The organism is Corynebacterium qintianiae, assembly GCF_011038645.2.
GTDB lineage: Bacteria > Actinomycetota > Actinomycetes > Mycobacteriales > Mycobacteriaceae > Corynebacterium > Corynebacterium qintianiae.
This window is the reverse complement of record NZ_CP064955.1, coordinates 1699359-1716668: the sequence shown is the minus strand read 5'-3', so window position 1 is coordinate 1716668 and position 17310 is coordinate 1699359. Positions and strand designations below refer to the sequence as shown.

General features: G+C 62.9%; 14 protein-coding genes and 2 tRNA genes. 11 read left to right on the top strand and 5 right to left on the bottom strand.

What is annotated here, in order from left to right; translation table 11 throughout:
- Positions 1–12: 12 nt before the first annotated feature.
- From G7Y29_RS08355 to G7Y29_RS08345, 3 genes are all read right to left on the bottom strand, one after another.
- Positions 13–945, bottom strand: a complete 933-nt coding sequence (locus tag G7Y29_RS08355) for an electron transfer flavoprotein subunit alpha/FixB family protein (RefSeq protein WP_165004465.1) — start codon at positions 943–945, stop codon at positions 13–15.
- Positions 942–1733 carry an electron transfer flavoprotein subunit beta/FixA family protein gene (locus G7Y29_RS08350; protein WP_165004467.1) on the bottom strand — a complete coding sequence of 264 codons (792 nt, stop codon included), beginning with the start codon at positions 1731–1733 and terminating at the stop codon, positions 942–944. The genes G7Y29_RS08355 and G7Y29_RS08350 overlap by 4 nt, the downstream gene beginning before the upstream one ends.
- A 65-nt stretch (positions 1734–1798) precedes the next feature.
- On the bottom strand, positions 1799–2611 hold the full coding sequence (locus G7Y29_RS08345) for a DUF1542 domain-containing protein (RefSeq protein ID WP_165004469.1): 813 nt from the start codon (positions 2609–2611) through the stop codon (positions 1799–1801).
- Positions 2612–2728: 117 nt separating this feature from the next.
- Between G7Y29_RS08345 and G7Y29_RS08340 the strand changes: the two genes are divergently transcribed.
- From G7Y29_RS08340 to tig, 3 genes are all read left to right on the top strand, one after another.
- Positions 2729–2803 (top strand) — tRNA-Gly (locus G7Y29_RS08340).
- 127 nt (positions 2804–2930) lie between these two features.
- Positions 2931–3004 (top strand) — tRNA-Pro (locus G7Y29_RS08335).
- A gap of 87 nt (positions 3005–3091) precedes the next feature.
- Positions 3092–4462: a trigger factor gene (tig, locus tag G7Y29_RS08330; RefSeq protein WP_165004471.1), complete on the top strand. Its 1371-nt coding sequence runs from the start codon at positions 3092–3094 to the stop codon at positions 4460–4462.
- A gap of 353 nt (positions 4463–4815) precedes the next feature.
- Here the strand turns inward: tig and G7Y29_RS08325 are convergent, their stop codons facing one another.
- Positions 4816–5340 (bottom strand): hypothetical protein, encoded by a 525-nt coding sequence (locus G7Y29_RS08325; protein ID WP_165004473.1) that lies wholly within the window; start codon positions 5338–5340, stop codon positions 4816–4818.
- 1062 nt (positions 5341–6402) lie between these two features.
- Here G7Y29_RS08325 and G7Y29_RS08320 point away from each other — a divergent pair.
- The 4 genes from G7Y29_RS08320 to clpX all read left to right on the top strand — a co-directional run bounded on the left by G7Y29_RS08320 (position 6403) and on the right by clpX (position 10396).
- A complete protein-coding gene (locus tag G7Y29_RS08320) occupies positions 6403–6996 on the top strand; it encodes an ATP-dependent Clp protease proteolytic subunit (protein WP_165004475.1) in 594 nt (197 codons plus the stop codon).
- A 21-nt stretch (positions 6997–7017) separates the two neighbouring features.
- Positions 7018–7638 (top strand): ATP-dependent Clp protease proteolytic subunit, encoded by a 621-nt coding sequence (locus G7Y29_RS08315; RefSeq protein WP_165004477.1) that lies wholly within the window; start codon positions 7018–7020, stop codon positions 7636–7638.
- A 438-nt stretch (positions 7639–8076) separates the two neighbouring features.
- Positions 8077–8967, top strand: a complete 891-nt coding sequence (locus G7Y29_RS08310) for a YibE/F family protein (protein ID WP_249399733.1) — start codon at positions 8077–8079, stop codon at positions 8965–8967.
- Between the two features lie 148 nt (positions 8968–9115).
- Complete coding sequence (gene clpX / locus G7Y29_RS08305) at positions 9116–10396, top strand: ATP-dependent Clp protease ATP-binding subunit ClpX (protein ID WP_165004481.1); 1281 nt, start codon at positions 9116–9118, stop codon at positions 10394–10396.
- Between the two features lie 5 nt (positions 10397–10401).
- Here clpX and G7Y29_RS08300 read toward each other — a convergent pair whose 3' ends face one another.
- Positions 10402–11268 (bottom strand): TetR/AcrR family transcriptional regulator, encoded by an 867-nt coding sequence (locus G7Y29_RS08300; protein ID WP_235933580.1) that lies wholly within the window; start codon positions 11266–11268, stop codon positions 10402–10404.
- Positions 11269–11501: 233 nt separating this feature from the next.
- On the opposite strand from G7Y29_RS08300, the gene G7Y29_RS08295 reads away from it, so the two are divergent.
- From G7Y29_RS08295 to G7Y29_RS08280, 4 genes are read left to right on the top strand one after another with little or no spacing between them, the layout of a single operon-like run.
- On the top strand, positions 11502–12515 hold the full coding sequence (locus tag G7Y29_RS08295; protein ID WP_165004483.1) for a malate dehydrogenase: 1014 nt from the start codon (positions 11502–11504) through the stop codon (positions 12513–12515).
- 31 nt (positions 12516–12546) lie between these two features.
- A complete protein-coding gene (locus tag G7Y29_RS08290) occupies positions 12547–15282 on the top strand; it encodes a valine--tRNA ligase (protein ID WP_249399732.1) in 2736 nt (911 codons plus the stop codon).
- The gene (folC, locus tag G7Y29_RS08285; protein ID WP_165004485.1) at positions 15283–16803 is read left to right on the top strand and encodes a bifunctional tetrahydrofolate synthase/dihydrofolate synthase; all 1521 of its coding nucleotides are present in this window, start codon (positions 15283–15285) and stop codon (positions 16801–16803) included.
- Positions 16800–17258, top strand: coding sequence for a DUF4233 domain-containing protein (locus G7Y29_RS08280; RefSeq protein ID WP_165004487.1), 459 nt, complete (start codon positions 16800–16802; stop codon positions 17256–17258). The genes folC and G7Y29_RS08280 overlap by 4 nt, the downstream gene beginning before the upstream one ends.
- Positions 17259–17310: the final 52 nt, after the last annotated feature.

Genomic DNA, 17310 nt, shown 5'->3' with positions numbered 1-17310 from the left:
CCTGCTTCCTGGCTAGTTCCGAGACTCGAGCTCGGTGATGATCTGCGGGACGATGTCGAAGATGTCGCCGACGATGCCGAAGTCAGCCACCTCGAAGATGGGGGCGTCAGCGTCGTTGTTGATGGCCACTATGGTGTCGGAGGTCTGCATTCCCACGAGGTGCTGCACGGCGCCCGAGATGCCGACTCCGATGTACAGCTTCGGGGAAACGAGCACACCCGTCTGACCGATCTGCGCCTCATAGGGCACCTGGCCTTCGTCCACGGCGGACCTTGTCGCACCGACGGCGGCGCCGAGGGCGTCGGCAAGTCCGCCGATGAGCTCCTCGAACATCTCCTCCGAGCCAAGTGAGACGCCCCCGGCGACGACCTTGTCGGCGGTCACCAGGTCGGGGCGCGGGCTGGTCCGCTCGATGGGGGTCACCCTAACGACCTCCGCGTCACGGGCCGAGGATTCCTCGACCTCGAGGGTCTCCACAACCGGCACCGCGGCTTCAGCTCGCGTATCGACGGAGCCGGGGCGCAGCGTTACCACCGGCGCCGAGTGCGTCGCAGCAGCGACGGTTGTGTAGGCACCGCCGTAGTTGGAATGGTCAGTGACAACACCCTCGGCGTCACGGCGTAACCCGGTTGCGTCCGTGAGCAGTGCCTTTCGGCTGCGCACGGCGAATCGGGCCGCCGTTTCGCGCCCGCGGGCGTTGTGCGCGAACACGACGGCGGCGGGGTAGAGGAGGTCGAACGCGGCGGACGTGGCGTCGACAAGCGCCGCTGATTCGGCGACTAAGACGCGCTGTGCGCCGTATCCGCCCAGAGCCTCGGCGTGTTCGGCGCTGGTCGTGAGGGCGACAGGGGAACCGGCCGCGCTGGCTGCGCCGATGAGCTCCGCCGCCGCGAGGTCAAGAGAGCCGTCGTGGGTGGGATTGATGACGACGAGGATGTCGCTCATGAGCGTGCCTCCTTGGCCGTGAGGTTCTTGGACTCCAGGAAATCGACGAGCTTGGAGGCGGCCTGGGAGTTGCCGTCGACGATCTCGCCGCGCTCACGCGCGGGGCGCTCGGCAATGTCGACGACGATCGCGCGGGCGTGGGTCCAATCCTCCGGGTCCACGTCGAGATCGGCGAGCGTGACCGCGTTGATTTCTTTCTTCTTCGCGGCCATGAGGCCCTTGAAATTGGGGAAGCGCGCGTCCGGGAACTCGTCGGAGACCGCGGCCACGGCCGGAAGCTCGCACGCCAGCTCGACCACGGCACCGTCGCTCGCCTGGGTGGCGGCGACGGACGTGCCCTCTACCCGCAGGTCGGTGAGGTTCGTCAGCGCGGGGTAGTCAAGCAGTTCACCCACCATTGCCGGGATGACGCCGCTTGCCCCGTCCGAGGAGGAGGAGCCTGCGACCACGAGGTCGTAGCCGTTCCGCTTGACCAGCGCCGCAAGAACCTCGGCCGTCAGCGTCAGGTCAGCGCCGACGAGCTTGCTGTCCGAGACCAGGTACGCCTCGGTCGCACCCATGGCGATACCTTTACGTATCGAACCGACGGATGTCTCTGGCCCGACGCTGAGGATGTCCACCTGGCTCTCGCCCGCGGACCCCGCAATGCGGAGCGCGGCCTCGACGGCGCGTTCACCGACCTCGTCAGCCACTACGTCGCCGGAACGGTCCGTCAGGCCGGTTTCCAGATTCATCGTGCGATCGCTGTACGTGTCGGGGACTTCCTTGAGCAATACGGCAATTCGCATCGCTTCTCCTTTAGATAGACATTCCAAGCAAAGCTGCCGTGGAGTCTACCGGCCGCGGGCGGCGGCTAGAAGTCGAAGCCCCCGAAGTCGAACCCGCCACCGTCGCCCCCGCCGAAGAACCCTCCGTCACCTCCACCGAAGTCACCGCCCATGTCGCCGGCATCCCCCACGTCTCCACCGGCGTCGCCGCCCATGTCGCCCGCGTCCCCCATGTCACCGCCGGCGTCGCCGAAGTCGCCTGCCGCGAACTCTTCGGAGGACGGGGTGCCCGCCATTCCCGCGAACATCGCGGAGTAGAACATCATGGAGCTCGCGGCCCACATGCCGGTCATCATCGCCGGGGCCCACCATGCGGCGGAGTACCAACCGGCCGGGACGGGGCGGCCGGCAACGGCGCCACCGGGGTAGTAGTGCGGGGTCTGCTCGCTGGCGTGCGGGGAGGCGGTCACCGTCGTGCCGTCCTCCTGGGTAATCGTGCGCTGCTCCGTCACGCGGCCGGCTCGGCGCTGGCCCTCTAACTCGGGCAGGGGCGGGCCGGCGGGCATGCCCATGAGCTCGCGGGCCGCGTTGACGTAATGCAGGCCTTCAAGCGCGGACTCTCGGGCGAGGTGCGCCTGTTTGACGGTGCGCGCGTCGGCGAGCGCGGCGGAGGCGGCGGTGTAACGCTCGGAGGCGTCAGCCATCGCCTGGGTGGAAGCGGTGTCGCTTCCCGCGAGGCTGAGCACCTGGGAGCCGAGGCGGTCGGTCCAGCGCTTCGCGTCGGCCAAAGCGTCGTCAAGCTGTTCTTGCTCGAGCTGCTTGCGCGAGCCACCGCCGGTACGGTTGCTCAAAAGGAACACGGCTCCGCCGACGACGGCGAGCAGGAGAAGAAGTGACACGGGTAGACCTCTCTATGTAGTAGGGTTCACCATTTTCCAACGTGTGGGCCCTGTGATTAGTTCCCTTTTTGTCTGGCGGCGCGGTTGTGGGTTAGACTTTGACCCGCGTTACCGCATGGGAATGTCGTATAGTGGCTAATACCTCAGCCTTCCAAGCTGAAGACGCGGGTTCGATTCCCGTCATTCCCTCCACTGCAACCGGCTCTATGGGCCGGTTTTTTCATGCGCGGCGCCGCCAAGTCAGCCCCTATGATCCGGGGTGGAAATCGGCCACGCTACAATCGCTTTCCGTGAGTCAGATTGATTCGCGGTAGTCGGACGGGGCGTGGCGCAGCTTGGTAGCGCACCTGCTTTGGGAGCAGGGGGTCGCAGGTTCAAATCCTGTCGCCCCGACAATGGACAGTCAGCCGGCGGGCGGGAGATTGTCCGTGCACGAACTTTTGACGACTACGCACACTTGAATTACTACAGGAGATATCCGTGAAGACTTCCGTCGATAAGCTCAGCGACACCCGCGTGAAGCTGACAGTCAACGTTCCGTTCGACGAGCTCGGCACCGAAATCGACCAGGCCTACAAGGCGATCGCCCAGCAGGTCACGATCCCCGGTTTCCGCCGCGGCAAAGCTCCGCGCCAGCTTATCGACGCCCGCTTCGGACGCGGCCCACTCCTTGAGCAGGTTGTCAACGACATGCTGCCGTCGCGCTACGAGCAGGCCGTCGAGGAGCACGAGCTGAACCCGATCGGCCAGCCGCAGATCGACATCACCAAGATCGAGGACAACGAGGTCGTCGAGTTCACCGCAGAGGTCGACGTTCGCCCGGAGATTACCGTGCCGGACTTCTCCGCCATCTCTGTCACCGTCCCGGCGCTGACCATCGACGACGAAGCTGTCGACGCTGAGCTCGATGGTCTGCGCGCCCGCTTCGGTGAGCTGAAGGACACCAAGCGCAAGCTCAAGACCGGCGACTTCGCCGTCATCGACCTCACCGCCGAGATTGACGGTGAGACGATCGATGAGGCATCCACGGAGGGCCTGTCCTACGAGGTCGGCTCCGACGACCTGATCAAGGGCCTGGATAAGGCGCTGCGCGGTCTGAAGTCGGAGGAGGAAGCCGAGTTCACCGCCACCATCGAGTACGGCGAGCACAAGGGCGAGGAAGCGAACGTCAAGGTCCGCGTCCAGCAGACCAAGGAGCGCACGCTCCCGGATCTGGACGACGAGTTCGCCCAGATGGCCTCCGAGTTCGACACCGTTGAGGAGCTGCGGGAGTCCACCAAGTCCCAGCTCGAGGAATCCAAGAAGGCCGAGCAGGCCGCGGAGATCCGCGACGAGGTTCTCAAGGCCGCCCTCGCCCAGTCCGAATTCGCGCTGCCGGAGTCCATCGTGGAGGAGCAGGCCCACAACCAGCTCCACCAGCTTCTCGGGCAGATGGCCCACGACGAGAACGCGTTCGCACAGCTTCTCGAGGCCCAGGGCACCACACGCGAAGAGTTCGACACCAAGACCCGCGAGCAGGCCGAAGAGTCCGTGCGGACCCAGCTTTTCCTCGACGCCGTCGCCGAGCAGGAGCAGCCGGAGGTCTCCCAGCAGGAGCTGACCGACCACATCTTGTTCACCGCTCAGTCCTACGGCATGGACCCGAACCAGTTCGTGATGCAGCTGCAGCAGTCCGGTCAGATTGCGAACCTCTTCTCCGACGTGCGCCGCGGTAAGGCTCTCGCCGCCGCCATCTCACGCACCACGGTCACCGATTCAGAGGGCAACTCTGTCGACCCGAACGAGTACTTCGGCGAGATCGAGGACGAGTCCGCTGAGGAAAGCACCGCGTCCGAGGCCAACGAGTCCTAAATCGCGCCGATCGCCAACCAGTTTGAGCCGGTGGATTGGTGCCAATCCACCGGCGATGCAGTGTTTTCCGAATGCCATCATCGGCGGTGTCGAATGTTTAGCGATCGTATCTAGTAACACCTCGGTGAGTATCGAGTGATAGATGTGGGTGGGGATGATTCCGGTTACCGCGTAACTGCAGGGCACGCGACGTTACCAAAAGAGTTTGGCCGGGAACGACGAACGTTCGGCGACGTATTCTGGACTCAGAGGTCGCTCTGCTCGCCGCAGCTGTCCAACAAACGGGAAGCAGTTCACTTTCCGGGGGTCAGGTCCGGACTCGTCCCGGGTGGCCGAGGCCGTGGTAGGTTCCTCTAATCTAGAGCTGCCCACTTATACGTCTCCCCCAGTACCTGGTCGTATTCAATGTTGTCCCTCTGCGTTAACCGGGTCATGCGCCAAACGTCGTAGTGACCTTCGTTAAAGTGGCCCGCGTACAAAATGACAACGTGAAATCGCGTGTCTATGACCATCTCATGCCATCGTCCGATGCGGGCGAAATCGTGATCGCTGTAACTGATGATGCGCAGGTAGCGATCCTGAGCCCACGTGAACGAGCGGGGATAGAAATACGACCGTTGGTCGTTCCACGTCTCCCCCCAGAATTCCGGAAAGGAACCAGGAAGGAGGAGCGAGTGAGGATCTCCCGGCCCGGGATTGAGCACCCTGACAGGAACGACTGTGCCGTCCTCGACTGTGGGTCCGATATGCCACCAGAACACACCGTTGAGGTAGATCGAGTAGTCCGATTGTCCCGGGTGAGCCTCGACGTGGAGATGTTCTGCGGGGTGATTCGGTGGATCCGAGAACACGCAGTCGTAGGATACGACCGAGCTCATGTTTCTCTTCAGCAGGGTGCCCAAGACTCCCTCTCTAAGAGGGTCGCTGCACTCGCGAAAGGATGAAATGCCCTGACTGGTGCAGAAGTCTTCCCAAAACGGACTATAGAACATGGATCCTGCCAATCATCACGGTCGATCGATTGTGGTTTGGTCCTCTACCACTTCGGGGAAAGAGCACAGGTCCGAATAGTAGTTGTACTGAGGACATTCGTAGCGCCCCAAGGCAAACCTCAAGCCACCATACTGCCCCTTATACCCCCAAGAAGGAACAGACAGTCTCAGGTTAATCACTTCAACGAAGTAAGTGCCTGGCCGACTAGGGGTTTGATAGTTAGCAGTCGGCCAACGACGGGCATGGCCATGATCCATTTCTTACCTGCAGTTTTATTGAATCCCGTGGATCCCTTGCTTTGTGGTGTGCTCTGACTGCCCTTAGGCTACTGGTTGCGTGCAATGGCCACAGTAGAATCTTCAAAGATGTTAGTTGACTGAAAATAGTTTCAGTTTCTCGTCAGAGAATGGGAATCGGGGAGATGGGGGTCGGGAAGAAATGCGGCGGTCTTCGCTGGCTGTCGCGACTGTTTTGAGCGTCGTAGTGGGGCTGCTTCAAGCTGTGGCGGATGATCGGGCCGTCGCTGCAGGCGACGAATACAACGCCTGTTAAGGTCAACCGAATTGCTGCCTTCTGGCAAGTTGCAACCCCTGCCAGTGGAGATGCCGCACGCCAAATTCATAGAGAATGCACGGCGAGCTATGTGGGGAATAGGTCTTGGCATACTGCGCACCATCGCGCATCCCAGAACCAGTCTGGAAGGTTACCTAAAGCAGGGTTCAGGCCGTCTACGAATGGCAGGCAACCCCACACCGTACTTGACGGGAAATCATGAACGAGGGCGATTGCCGAGGATTCCCCCTGACACCGAGGCCTTCTCTAGCAGGAGGGGATGGCGCGGTCCGTGTATGCGGAGTACGCCCATAGCGAACACGGCCTCGCATGCCGAAACCGGCTAGTAGTGTGGTGGCATTGACCGCGAAACACCTTTAACTTAAGGAGCCAACATGACTTCTCCGCATCCCGGGATGAACCTCGGCGACTCCGTTTACGAGCGGCTGCTGCGCGAACGTATCATCTTCCTTGGCCAGCAGGTGGATGACGAAATCGCTAACAAGCTCTGCGCCCAGATTCTTCTGCTCTCCGCGGAGGACCCGACGCGCGATATTTCCCTCTACATCAACTCGCCGGGCGGGTCCGTCACGGCGGGCATGGCGATCTACGACACCATGAAGTACTCGCCGTGCGACATCGCCACCTACGGCATGGGCCTGGCGGCGTCGATGGGTCAGTTCCTCCTCTCCGGAGGCACCAAGGGCAAGCGCTACGCTCTGCCACACGCGCGCATCATGATGCACCAGCCGTCCGCCGGCGTGGGGGGCACCGCGGCCGATATCGCCATCCAGGCCGAACAGTTCGCCGCCACCAAGCGTGAGATGGCTGAGCTGATCGCGGAGCACACCGGTCAGACATTCGAGCAAATCACCAAGGACTCCGACCGCGATCGCTGGTTCACCGCACAGGAGGCCAAGGAATACGGCATCGTGGACCACGTTATCGAGGACGCGCGCCAGGCCACCGACGGAACCGTCGGCAACTAAGCAGAACAGGAGACACGAAATATGACTTTCCAGATGCCCAACTCCCGCTACGTTCTGCCGCAGTTTCTGGAGGAGACCTCCTTCGGCACCAAGCAGATCGACCCCTACGGCAAGCTTTTCGAGGAGCGCATCGTCTTCCTGGGTACCCAGGTCGACGACACATCCGCCAACGACGTCATGGCGCAGCTGCTCGTGCTGGAATCCCAGGACCCGGATCGAGACATCACCATGTACATCAACTCACCGGGTGGTTCTTTCACCGCGCTCATGGCGATTTACGACACGATGCAGTACGTTCGGCCTGACGTGCAGACTGTGTGTCTCGGCCAGGCCGCCTCGGCCGCGGCCGTGATCCTCGCGGCTGGCGCACCAGGCAAGCGCGCGGCGCTGCCGAACTCGCGCGTTCTCATTCACCAGCCCGCCACCCAGGGCACACAGGGCCAGGTGTCCGACCTGGAGATCCAGGCCGCCGAGATCGAGCGCATGCGACGCCTGATGGAGACCACCCTGGCGGAGCACACCGGGCGCACGGCGGAGCAGGTCCGCATCGACACCGACCGCGACAAGATCCTCACCGCCGAAGAGGCCGTCGAGTACGGCATCATCGACCAGGTCTTCGATTACCGCAAGCTCAACCGCTAGGCGGCGAGCGCGTTTCCTTTCGGCGCCTTTAAGTCGTACCATTGAGCCTCAATCTACCACGGGGAACTTCCCAGGAGAGAGGCTGAAAAAATGGGGCGTCATGCTGCGGGCGTCGATAAGCACCGCGAAAATGGGGGATCGGGCCTGGTCCAAAGGGTTCTGGCGGGCTCACTCGCCACTGCCTTTGTTCTCACGGTGATCGGTCTCGTCCTCCTGTGGCCACGCGGCGGCGCGCCCGCGCCCGAGGCGGGGTTCCGCGAGTCGCAATCCGTAGCGGCGGAGGGGATCTCGGCTGTAGTTGTATCTACCAGCCCCGCAGAATGTAATCATTTGCCTGCGACGGATTCGCGGTTAACCCGAGCTCAGCCCGGTTTCGTGGAAGGCGGGAGTTGCTCGGTATCTGAAGTGCGAATCACCGTAGGTCCCGATGAGGGTCGCATGACAACGCTGCAGAACGCGGGAAGCCCCGGTGACCCGCACTTGGCGGAAGGCGACAAAATCCTCTTGGCGCGGAGCGAGTCCCCGGACGGTGCTTCCACGTACACGTTCTTGGATGTCGATCGTGCCGTGCCGCTGTGGGTGTGGATCGCAAGCACCGTGTTGGGTGTCATCGCCGCGGCCGCGTGGCGGGGCGCTCGCGCTCTCGTAGGGCTCGTGTTCACTCTCGCGGTAATAGGCATGTTCCTCGTCCCGGCACTTGTGCGGGGAGGCCCACCAGTCATGCTCGCGGTGGTAGCCGGAGCCGCCATCCTTTTCCCGGTGATCTTTCTCGTTCACGGTGCCAATTGGAAGGCGGCATCGGCCCTGGGTGGCACTCTAGTTTCTCTGGTGGCATCCGCGGTTCTGGCGTGGGCCGCGATCGGGACGACGCATGTGCGCGGGCTTGGCGACGACTCTAATCTGCTAATCCAGCTATACCTACCTACCGTGAGCGTCGCCGGGCTGATGCTCGCGGGGTTCATCATCGGAACCTTGGGTGCGTTAAACGACGCGACGGTTGCACAGGCCTCGACCGTTGCCGAGCTCGTTGAGGCGAACCCCGCGGCGCGCCCGAAGGGACTGTTCGCCTCGGCAATGCGGGTCGGGCAGGACCATATCGCCTCGATGGTCTACACGCTGGTGCTCGCATATATTGGCGCGGCGCTCCCGATGACTCTGCTGCTGTCCGTGGTGGACCGCCCGTTGATGCAGGTACTCACCTCCGACGTCGTCGCCACCGAGCTTGTCCGTTCCGCGGTGGGCGCGCTGGGGCTCACTTTGGCGGTGCCGGCCACTACCCTCATTGCTGCTTCAACGCTGTCAAAACGACAAGCCATCACAAGCACATAGACTGGAATGTCCAATGAGCCCAGTATGTTGAAACAGTATGGTAAACAAGCCGTTGCCGTCGTTGGGTGGCGGGGCGATTACACTTTCACAAAACCCGAACCAGATCAGACGATTTCGCCGAGAAGTAGAACGGGAGCGCGTTACCCACATGGCAGTCACTCAGGACAGTTCCGATCTGCTGAAGTGTTCTTTTTGCGGAAAGAGCCAGAAGCAGGTTCGCAAGCTCATCGCCGGCGGCGGTGTCTACATTTGCGACGAGTGCATCGAACTGTGCAACGAGATCATCGAGGAGGAGCTCGCCGGCGCGCAGGAGTCGAGCTCAGGCGATGGTGAGAAGCTTCCCCGCCCGTCTGAAATTGTGGGGTTCCTGGACCAGTACGTGATTGGCCAGGACTCCGCCAAGCGCACCCTGGCGGTGGCGGTGTACAACCACTACAAGCGCACGCGTGCGGAGCTGCCCGGCTCGATGGGCGGGCGCAAGCGGGAGGAGGAGGTCGAGATCGCCAAGTCGAACATCCTTCTGCTCGGCCCCACGGGTTCCGGTAAGACCTACTTAGCGCAGACCCTGGCGCGGATGCTCAATGTTCCGTTCGCCATCGCAGACGCGACCAGTCTCACTGAGGCGGGCTATGTGGGTGAGGATGTGGAGAACATTCTGCTCAAACTCCTCCAGGCCGCGGACTTCGATGTCGACCGCGCGCAGCACGGCATCATCTACGTCGATGAGGTGGACAAGATCTCCCGGAAGTCGGAGAACCCCTCCATTACCCGCGACGTGTCCGGTGAGGGTGTGCAGCAGGCGCTGCTGAAGATTCTCGAGGGCACGGTTGCTTCCGTTCCGCCTCAAGGTGGGCGAAAGCACCCGAACCAGGAGTTCATCCAGATTGACACGACGAACATCTTGTTCATCGTGGCAGGCGCTTTCGCCGGCCTGGATAAAGTCATCGCGGAACGGGTGGGGAAGAAGGGCATCGGCTTCGGTGCCGAGATTGATTCCAAGAGCGAGCGCGACGAGTCGAACCTGCTGGCAAAGGTGCTGCCGGGCGACCTAGTGAAGTTTGGTTTGATCCCCGAGTTCATCGGCCGTCTGCCCATTTTGGCCAATGTGGAGGATCTCGACCGCGACGCCCTAGTGCGTGTGCTCACGGAGCCGAAGAACTCCCTGGTGAAGCAGTACTCTCGCCTGTTCGCAATGGACGGGGCGGAACTGACCCTCACTGCCGAGGCACTCGGCGAGATCGCGGACCTCGCGGCGGAACGAAAGACAGGCGCCCGTGGCCTGCGGGCCATCATGGAGGAGCTGCTGGTCCCCGTCATGTACGAGCTGCCGGACCGCGAGGACGTTAAAGAGGTCGTCATCGGCGCCGAGGTTGTGCGCGGCGAGGCAGAGCCGGAATACGTTGTGGCCAAGGAGAAGAAGAGCGCCTAGCGGCCTCAGTAAATCTCCGGTTCCTCAATGGTGTACAGATCCGCGGGGGTGGGGCTGGGTTGCTCCGGCTTTGCCGTTGGTTCGAGGTAGCTCGCGTACCCCGAGTCAGGAATGTTCGATGTGAGGAACCCCAGGACCATGTCGATGGTCATGCGGCGCAGTCCCTCGGTGTTGCGCTGGTTGGTCAGCTTGATCTGGCCGAGTGCCAGCGAGGCGCTGTGGTTACTGATGCGGAACACGGAAACAGAGGAAACGAGGAGCAGCACGTCGGCTGCGGAGATACCCGGGCGGAACGCGCCTGAGTCCTGGCCGAGGAGGAGTAGACGCTCCATGTGCAGCACCGCGTCGGCGTGTCCGTTGAGAGTGGTCACCTCGCTGGTGTCGAGCACATTGTCCAAGTTTTCGCGGAGCATGAGTGACACCGCGTCCGTGTTGTCCTGGAACCGGTAGAAGATTGCGTCGATGAATCGGCGCATGCCCTCCACGGGCACGGCATGGGAGCGGTTGAGCACCTCCGCTGGGGGAGTGATTCGCTCCATCGCGCGGACGAGAGCCTTGCGGTAGAGCCCCTTTTTGTCCGTGAAGTGGTAATGAATCATCCGCTTCGTCATGCCCGACTTTTTAGCGATCGCCTCAAGCTTGGTTGCGGCGAAACCCTCCGCTGCGAACATCGCGATCGCAACATCGACCACGTGGGACATTTCCTCGGTAGCCACGCCCCCGAGGTCAGAGCTGGAAACCGCCCCGGAGACCGGCTCCACTGACTCGCCGTAAATTTCTTTAAGGTAGTCGACCGTCTTTGACTCCGCGCGGGCCGAGCCTGAAACGCCGGATGCACCGGAGGGAGAGGTACCGCGTGGCGAGTCTGCCAAGGGTGCTCCTTTCGGCGACGGCGGGCAATGTGCTCCTCTCATGGTGCACGAAACGTCCGGGAAATGTTGGCTCGTGCCCGGAATACCTCTCGTGCCACGGTAAATCGACCTCAAACGGGGGGTGGAGCGCGTCTCACCTTCGCGATACCCGACTGTATCGGGGGTGCCCCAGACTGTCGCGCGGAGGGTTATACTCCGGAGGAAAGGACACTTACAGGGAGGACTTTCTCGTCATGGACAGCCTGCTCGAACCCGTGAGCGCTCATAGTACCGCCACAACGCCGGTCAACGTCACCGTTACCGGCGCAGGCGGCAACATCGCCTACTCGCTGCTCTGGCGGATCGCCGCCGGCGAGGTGTGGGGCCCGCAACAGAAGGTCAACCTGACGCTGCTCGAGATCCCCGACGCCGTGCGGGTTGCTGAGGGGGTGGCGATGGAGCTCGCCGACTCCGCATTCCCGCTCATCAACACGCTCAACGTCACCGACGATCAAACCCGTGCGTTCGACGGGACCAACGCGGCCTTTCTCGTCGGCGCCAAGCCGCGCGGCAAGGGGGAGTCCCGCGAGGACCTTTTGTCCGCCAACGGCCGCATCTTCACCGCGCAAGGTGAGGCGCTCAACCGCGGGGCCGCGTCCGACGTCAGGGTTCTGGTGGTGGGCAACCCCGCGAACACCAACGCCTACATTGCGTCCAAATCGGCACCGGATATCGCGCCCGAGCGCTTCAACGCGATGATGCGCCTCGACCACAACCGCGCGGCGTCGCTTCTCGCGAAAAAGCTCGACGTACCGGTCGGTGACCTCGACGGTCTCGTCGTCTGGGGCAACCACTCCGACACTCAGTTCCCGGACATCGAGTTCCTCCGCGCGGCGCAGCACCAAGTGGGCGATCAGATTGACCGGGACTGGTACGTCGGCGAGTTTATCGGCCGCGTGGCCAAGCGGGGGGCGGAGATTATCGACGTCCGCGGGTCGTCCTCGGCGGCATCTGCGGCGTCTGCGGCCATCGACCACATGCGCGACTGGGTGCAGGGCACCGGAGGCCGCTGGACCACGGTGGCGATGCCGTCGACAGGCGAGTACGGCGTGGATAAGGGTCTGGTTTTCGGTTTTCCGACGGTAGGTGTCAACGGTCGCTGGAGTGTGGTTGAGGGCCTCGAGCTGGCGGAGTTCCAGCGCGAGCGCATCGATCGCAACATCGCGGCGCTGCGCGAGGAAGCTGCCGTGGCCGACAGCCTTTTCTAGCGTGTCGTAGCGCACGACTAGACTGAAGCGCGTGATTGAAGAAAACGGGCAGACTGGCCAGCTGGCAGGAATCAACCGCGCCAATGCGCTCCCCAAGGCCTGGGAGCCGAGCGAGCACGAGGGCGCACTGTACGAGGCATGGGTAGAGAAGGGCTACTTTGAGGCGGACCCGTCCTCGGGCAAGCCCGCTTATTCCATCGTTCTGCCGCCCCCGAACGTCACCGGCCAGCTGCACATGGGCCACGCGCTCGACCACACCCTGATGGATGCGCTCGTGCGCCGCAAGCGCATGCAGGGCTACGAGGTGCTGTGGCTACCAGGCATGGACCACGCCGGCATCGCCACCCAGACCAAGGTCGAAGCCAAGCTCAAGCAGGAGGAGGGCAAGGATCGCTACGACTACGGCCGAGAGGAATTCATCGGCCGGGTGTGGGAGTGGAAAGAGAACTTCGGAGGGACAATCGCGTCGCAGATGCGGGCGATCGGCGACAGCGTCGATTGGTCGCGGGAGCGTTTCACACTTGACAGCGGGCTGTCGCGCGCGGTGCAGACCATCTTCAAGCAGCTTTTCGACGCTGGGTTGATCTACCGCGACTACCGCCTTGTCAACTGGTCCCCGGTTCTCGAGACCGCGGTCTCCGACATCGAGGTCGTGTACAAAGACGTTGAGGGCGAATTCGTTTCCATCCGCTACGGTTCCCTCGACGACAACGAGCCCCACCTGGTGGTCGCCACCACGCGTGTGGAGACGATGCTCGGTGACGTCGCAATTGCAGTGCACCCGGATGACGAACGCTACTCGCACCTCGTCGGCCAAGAGTTCGATCACCCGTTCCGCGAGGATCTGAAGCTCACCGTCATTGCCGACGACTACGTGGACATGGAGCTGGGAACGGGCGCGGTGAAGATCACCCCGGCCCACGACCCGAACGATTACGAGATGGGGCTGCGCCACGACCTGGACATGCCGATCATCATGGACGAAACGGGTCGCATTGCGGACACGGGCACCCAGTTCGACGGCATGACGCGTGAAGATGCCCGCGCGGCAGTGCGCGAGGCGCTGGCGGAGCAGGGGCGCATTGTCAAGGAAATCCGCCCATACGTCCACTCCGTCGGGCACTCGGAGCGCTCCGGCGAGGCTATCGAGCCGCGGTTGTCGCTGCAGTGGTTTGTCAAGGTTGACGAGCTCGCCCAGATGGCGGGCGACGCGGTGCGCTCGGGTGACACGGTCATCCACCCGCAGTCGATGGAGAAGCGGTACTTCGACTGGGTGGACAACATGCACGACTGGACCATCTCGCGACAACTGTGGTGGGGCCACCGCATTCCGATCTGGTACGGCCCCGCCGGCGAGGTTGTCTGCGTCGGACCCGACGAGGAGCCGCCGGCCGGTTACACGCAGGACCCGGACGTGCTGGACACCTGGTTCTCCTCGGCACTGTGGCCCTTCTCCACGATGGGGTGGCCGGACAAGACCCCGGAAATGGAGACCTTCTACCCGACGTCCGTGCTGGTCACTGCCTACGACATTTTGTTCTTCTGGGTGGCCCGCATGATGATGTTCGGAACCTTCGCAGCCACCCAGACTCCGGAACTGCTCGGGAAGGGTGAGAACGGCCGCCCGCAGGTGCCGTTCACCGACCTTTTCCTGCACGGCCTCGTCCGCGACGAGAAGGGCCGAAAGATGTCCAAGTCTCTGGGCAACGGCATCGACCCGATGGATTGGGTGGACAGCTATGGAGCGGACGCGCTGCGCTTTGCTCTGGCACGCGGTGCGAACCCGGGTATCGATCTGCCGATCGGTGAGGACCACGCGCAGTCCGCCCGCAACTTCGCCACCAAGCTCTACAACGCCACCAAGTTCGCGTTGATGAACGGCGCCGCCGTCGCAGAGCTGCCCGCGCGCGAGGAGCTCACTGATGCGGATCGCTGGATTCTGGACCGTGCCGAAGCGGTGCGCTCCTCTGTAGACAACTACCTCGACGACTACCAGTTCGCCAAGGCCAACGAGGAGTTGTACCACTTCGCGTGGGATGAGCTGTGCGACTGGTACCTGGAGATTGCGAAAACCCAGATCCCGCGCGACGACGCGGACGCGAGCGAGGTTGAGAAGTCCCGCGGCCGCAGCACGCGGGTCGTGCTCGGGCGCGTCATTGACGTCGTCTTGCGTCTGCTGCACCCAACGATGCCGTTTGTTACAGAGGTCCTTTGGACGGCGCTGACGGAGCGGGAGACCATCACGCTTGCACCGTGGCCGACAGCCGCCGACACCAACGGTGGGGTGGCGGCGGATGCGGAGTCGCGGCGCCGCATCGAGGACGCGGTTAAGCTGATCACTGAGCTCCGCCGTTTCCGTTCTGACCAGGGTGTCAAGCCCTCGCAGAAGGTTCCGGCCCGCCTCGATTTCTCCTCGGCGGATCTTGCGGGGCAGGAGGAGCTCGTCCGCAACATCGCCAAATTGGAGGCCCCCGTGGGGGATTTCCAGGCATCGGCGAGCGTGGAGGTTCGTCTCAGCCGTACGACCCTCGATGTTGCACTGGACACTTCCGGCACCGTGGACATCGTCGCGGAGCGCAAGCGCCTGCTCAAGGAGCTCGCCGAGGCCGAGAAAGAGCTGGAGACCACCGGCAAAAAGCTTGGCAACGAGTCGTTTCTGGCCAAAGCGCCCGAGCAAGTCATTGAGAAGATTAAGGCTCGCCGGCACATCGCACAGGAGGAGTTCGAGCGCGTCACCGCACGCCTGGAATCCCTCCCGGAGGCGTAGATGGACAGAGACGTACCGGAGTTGCCGGAACAGTACGACATCACGCTCGAGGACACCGGGTTGAAACTCAACTTGGACGCGTTAGGGGAGGCCTCGCTGGACGCATCCGACATGTCTGGGGTGGAGGACGCGCCGCGGCCGCGCCCTGTGACAGAGCGCGACATGGTGGAGTTGAGGCGTGTCGAGGCCGAACTGCTGGAACGCTTCGGTGAAACGCAAATTGACCCAACCCTCGAGCGAGTCCGGCTGGTCATGGACCTGCTGGGTGAGCCCCAGGAGTCGTTCCGCACCATCCACGTCGCTGGCACCAACGGCAAGACGTCAACGACGCGAATGATTGAATCCCTCCTGCGCGCTTTCGGCCACCGCGTGGGCCGCACCACCAGCCCCCACCTGCAGTCGATCACCGAGCGTGTCGGCATCGACGGCGCCCCGATTCACCCCGCCGACTTCGTCGCCGTCTACGACCAGATAGCCCCGTACATGGCGATGGCCGACGAACAGTCGATGCGGCAGGGTGGCCAACGGTTGTCCTACTTCGAGGCACTGGTGTGCATTGCATACGCCGCGTTCGCTGATGCTCCCGTCGAGGTCGCCGTGGTGGAGGTCGGCATGGGCGGGCGCTGGGACGCCACCAACGTCGTGCAGGCCGATGTCAACGTGATCATGCCGATCGCCCTCGACCACACGGAGTACCTCGGAGACACGATCGCCGACATAGCCGGGGAAAAAGCGGGCATAATCACGAACTCCGACTCTGTGACGATCGTGGCGGATCAGGAGGAGGACGCGATGCGCGTGGTGCTGGAGGCCGCCGTCGAGGCAGGCTCAGCAGTCGCTCGCCTGGGCAGCGAGTTTGGCGTGGCTGATGCGACCGTCGCGGTAGGTGGGCAAAATCTCACCCTCCGGGGCCTGGGTGGAGAGTATGGGGAGGTCTTCCTGCCGTTGTCCGGCCCACATCAGGCCCGCAACGCGGCCGTCGCACTCGCCGCGGTCGAAGCGTTCCACGGCGCAAGCTCTCAGCGCCCGCTCGACGCCGACACGGTGCGCGAGGGGTTCGCCCAGGTCGCATCCCCTGGGCGGCTAGAGCGCGTACGCGGCACACCGACGACCTTCATCGACGCCACCCACAACCCGCATGGGGCACGTGCGCTTGCCGACGCCCTGTCAGCCGATTTCGACTTCACCCGTCTCATAGGAGTGGTCGCCGTACTGGGAGACAAAGACGCGGTTGGTATTCTTACCGCGCTTGAACCCGTACTCACCGAGGTTGTGATCACCCAGAACACCTCGCCCCGCGCGCTGGATGCGTACGAGCTGGCGGAGATAGCGCGGGAGATTTTCGGCGACGAGCGCGTGCATGTCGCGGACAGGTTGGCTGAGGCTTACGAGCTGGCCGTCGAACTGGCCGAGGACGCGCTGGCCGAGGTGGGTGTGCAATCCGGATCCGGGGTTGTCATCACCGGTTCTGTTGTCACGGCGGGAGAGGCCCGCACCATGTTCGGAAAGGAACCTCAATGACCTCGAGCAAAGCCCGCAGACCGGAAACTAGCCCGCTCGGCCTCGGCCGTGAGCCCGTGAAGGACCCCCTCAAAGGCTTAAACGGCGTATTAGCGGGGACGCTCATTATGGAGGCGATGACGATCCTCCTGATTCTGCTCGTGGTGCTCAAAGTTGACGGTGGCGTGCACTGGACGACCTTCAACTGGCTCTACGTCACCGTCATCGGCCTTGCCCACGTGGTGATGGCATTTTTCCAGCGCATCCCTGGTGCTCTGTGGATCAACCTTGCGCTGCAGATTCCGCTCATCTTCGGGTTCTTCGTCCATTGGTCCGTAACAGCGGTGGGCATCATGTTCGGGGTGGTGTGGTTTTTCATTATTAGGTTGCGCGCGGACATGCTCGAGCGTATGAAGCGCGGTTACCTTGTCACGCAGCACTTGGGAACCGCTGAGGACACCACAGAAGAGAACTAAAGAGTTTCGCTACCTGAAAGTGTGATGTGCGTTAAACTCGGGAGGACTTGTT